The organism is uncultured Lactobacillus sp., assembly GCF_945290125.1.
GTDB lineage: Bacteria > Bacillota > Bacilli > Lactobacillales > Lactobacillaceae > Lactobacillus > Lactobacillus rizhaonensis.
The window spans coordinates 1-2,715 of sequence record NZ_CALYQV010000116.1 but is presented as its reverse complement, the minus strand read 5'-3'; the positions used below and the strand labels follow the sequence as shown (position 1 = coordinate 2,715).

The 2,715-nt window shown below is 38.5% G+C and carries 4 protein-coding genes and 1 pseudogene; all 5 read left to right on the top strand.

The window, feature by feature from the left end; all coding sequences use genetic code 11:
- Nucleotides 1–331: 331 nt before the first annotated feature.
- Nucleotides 332–742, top strand: coding sequence for a hypothetical protein (locus Q0K80_RS10330; RefSeq protein WP_294606052.1), 411 nt, complete (start codon nucleotides 332–334; stop codon nucleotides 740–742).
- Nucleotides 743–1,020: 278 nt separating this feature from the next.
- Entirely contained in the window at nucleotides 1,021–1,188 is a 168-nt protein-coding gene (locus Q0K80_RS10325) for a hypothetical protein (RefSeq protein WP_294606050.1), read from the top strand.
- A pseudogene (locus Q0K80_RS10320) lies at nucleotides 1,125–2,141 on the top strand (glycerol dehydrogenase). Before Q0K80_RS10325 ends, Q0K80_RS10320 begins: the two are co-directional and overlap by 64 nt.
- A gap of 61 nt (nucleotides 2,142–2,202) precedes the next feature.
- On the top strand, nucleotides 2,203–2,361 hold the full coding sequence (locus Q0K80_RS10315; RefSeq protein WP_294606048.1) for a hypothetical protein: 159 nt from the start codon (nucleotides 2,203–2,205) through the stop codon (nucleotides 2,359–2,361).
- A gap of 30 nt (nucleotides 2,362–2,391) precedes the next feature.
- Complete coding sequence (locus Q0K80_RS10310) at nucleotides 2,392–2,568, top strand: hypothetical protein (protein WP_294606046.1); 177 nt, start codon at nucleotides 2,392–2,394, stop codon at nucleotides 2,566–2,568.
- Nucleotides 2,569–2,715 lie beyond the last annotated feature (147 nt).

Here is a 2,715-nt window from a genome sequence, read left to right as displayed (position 1 = left end):
AATGATAAGCTTCTTCATTTGCTGCGGGGAGAAGAACAATTAAAAAAATTAATGCCCAACTATTTACAAAAGCTGAAACAATAGACACAGCAGCGCCAGCAGGCCCGTTTACTTATAAAACAAGCCCAACGTCAATTGCAAAATCTCAAGCGGCAAATCAAGCAGCAGTTAAAGAAAGCCGCTCGGCAAAATCACCAAGTACAGCAACAATGGCAGCTCATGCAGCAACAGGCAACGATCTTAGAGCAACAGTATTGGGTGCGCTATTATCAGGCCTTGTAAGTTATTTCAGGAGATATCCACGCTGAATTTAGAAGCAGCACTGAATCAATTGGTGGTTTGGACTCAAAACTTGCCTACCGATAGTCAATTACCTTTGAAACTTTTTCAAAAGCGGCTGCAAAAATTAGCAGACAGTACCTTATTAACATCACAGCAGCAAGCTTATTTACGCACCAGTGATCGTCAATTAGTAAGCTGGCTTAACAGTTATACTCGATATCACAAAGTTGCACCCCATAAAATAGCCCAAAAGTTAGAGCAGATTCAGCAAAATCTGACCCTGGCTGCAGCCTTAACGCGATTACGGCAAAATATAACTAATCAGGTGCACTATCGGAGTGTGAGTAATGCCAGGCATAATTATAAACTAGCGATGCAGGATTTACGGCAATATTATCAAAAACAGTACTGGAAAAGCGGTAGCACCCCGCATAATTTTCACGGTCATGATAACCGCTAAAAAATTGATTTTAAAGCAGTAACCACTCTAACAAGATGGTTGCTGCTTTTTTATTAAGTCAGGCTCTCAGAGAGAGGACTTTTCCAACGTTTGTACAAATAATTGCAAGTACTTTAATTTTATTACATATGTAAGCGTTCTAAAAATGAAATTAGGCAATTAGTGGGAAAACATGTAAATTTCCACTAAGAGTAAATAACCTAGCACAATAATTGTTAACGATTCTTCCTAAATTAAGCTTTAGCACTCTTGGATACAGTGAATGGAGGTAGAAAAAAATGAAAATCTCATTACCGAAAATATTTATCAGTCCTGCTAATTATATTCAAGCTAAGGATATTTTATTTAATTCGGTGACTTATTTAAAACGCTGGGGAAAAAGTTGGCTATTGTTGGTGATGACAATGTTTATCAGCTGGTTGGGAATCGGTTTATTGCCTATTTAAGGGATAATGATTTTCAAGTTAGCAAGCTCAATTTTGGCGGAGAAGCTTCACCGCAAGCCGTTCAAAAAGCGATAGATGAAATTGATGGAGACATTGATTTTGTGGCGGGAATTAGCGGTGGTAAAACTTTAGATACTGCAAAAGAAATTGGCGAAAAGCTCAAGATTAATACCATAATTATTCCGACATTAGCTTCTACTGACGCGCCAACCTCAAGGTTATCAGTGATTTATAACGAGGATGGAACTTTTAATAGTTATAAAATGCATACTAAAAGTCCCGATTTGGTGCTGGTAGATTCAAATATTACTGTCCATGTACCTACTAAATTTTTAATTTCGGGCTTTGGCGATGCATTAGCAACTTATTATGAGGCCCAGGCGGTTTATAATATTAAAGGTTTCAAATAATGTAATTGGGCTAGATACCATAACGTCAATCAAAATTGCCGAAGCTTCGACAGAGACTATTTTAAATATGGCGCCCAAGCTTTAGTAGCGAATAAACAACAGGTAGTGACCGCGGCTTTAGATAGTGTTATTGAGGCTAATATTTTGGTGAGTGGTTTGGTTTTTGAGAATGCCGGTACTGGTGTTGCCCATACTCTGCAGAATTCTTTTCCTGTCTTAAAATCCACCAAACATCTCATGCATGGTGAAAAAGTAGCCTTTGCACTGTTAGCCAAGATGTTCTTACAAAACGCCGCAACAACTACGATTAATAAGTATCTGCACTTTTTCTTAAGCGTGGGCTTGCCGAGCACTTTGGCGGATGTCGGTTGGGAAAAAGCGACCGATGAGGATTTATTGAAAGTAACTCGTTTTGCAGCAAAGCCAGAATTCTATTTGGAACAATTCCGTTTTGATACTAGTCCTGAAGCCTTATTAGCTGCCAAGCGTGCAGCAGATCAATATAATAAGGATTATCAAAATCAGCAATTAGTTCAATCTTAATTCAAGCTGCGTAGGGTCATGATTTTTAAAATGAAGTAGAACATTTAGGAGGATAAGCTCCATGAGTCAATACATTTTAGCAATTGATCAGGGTACACAAAGTAATAAAATTACCATCTTTGATTTACAAGGGAAAATTCTCTGTTCTCATTCGCAATCACTGCGCCCGTTTCATTTGGGACCTAACAAAGTGGTGGAACATCCAGATGATGATTTATAGGATTCATTGCAAAAAACTTGTCAGGATTTGATGAAAAAATTTCCGGGAAAAGCTGAGGATATTATTGCCATTGGTTTGGGCAGCATTCGTTTCAATCGTGTCGGTTTAAGAAAAGATGGTAATTTGGCCCAGCCGGTGATTAGCTGGCTGGACAGCCGAACTCACGCTCCTTATAAAAAAGAAGTTGCCGATGTCGCTTATTTTTAACTACAAGTACTGGTTATTTGACTTCGCGGCTTACAGGACAGCATTTAGATACGGTATCGAATTATTATGGTTGGCCGGTGGATATTGATACTTGGGAATGGTCAACAAATGATCAGCTTTATCAGTATTTTAATGTAACGCCCAAAA

Bases quoted from the DNA above. Each gene is read 5' to 3' on its own strand.
- Q0K80_RS10325 (WP_294606050.1), top strand. From the start codon at position 1,021: ATGAAAATCTCATTACCGAAAATATTTATCAGTCCTGCTAATTATATT.
- Q0K80_RS10315 (WP_294606048.1), top strand. From the start codon at position 2,203: ATGAGTCAATACATTTTAGCAATTGATCAGGGTACACAAAGTAATAAA.
- Q0K80_RS10310 (WP_294606046.1), top strand. From the start codon at position 2,392: ATGAAAAAATTTCCGGGAAAAGCTGAGGATATTATTGCCATTGGTTTG.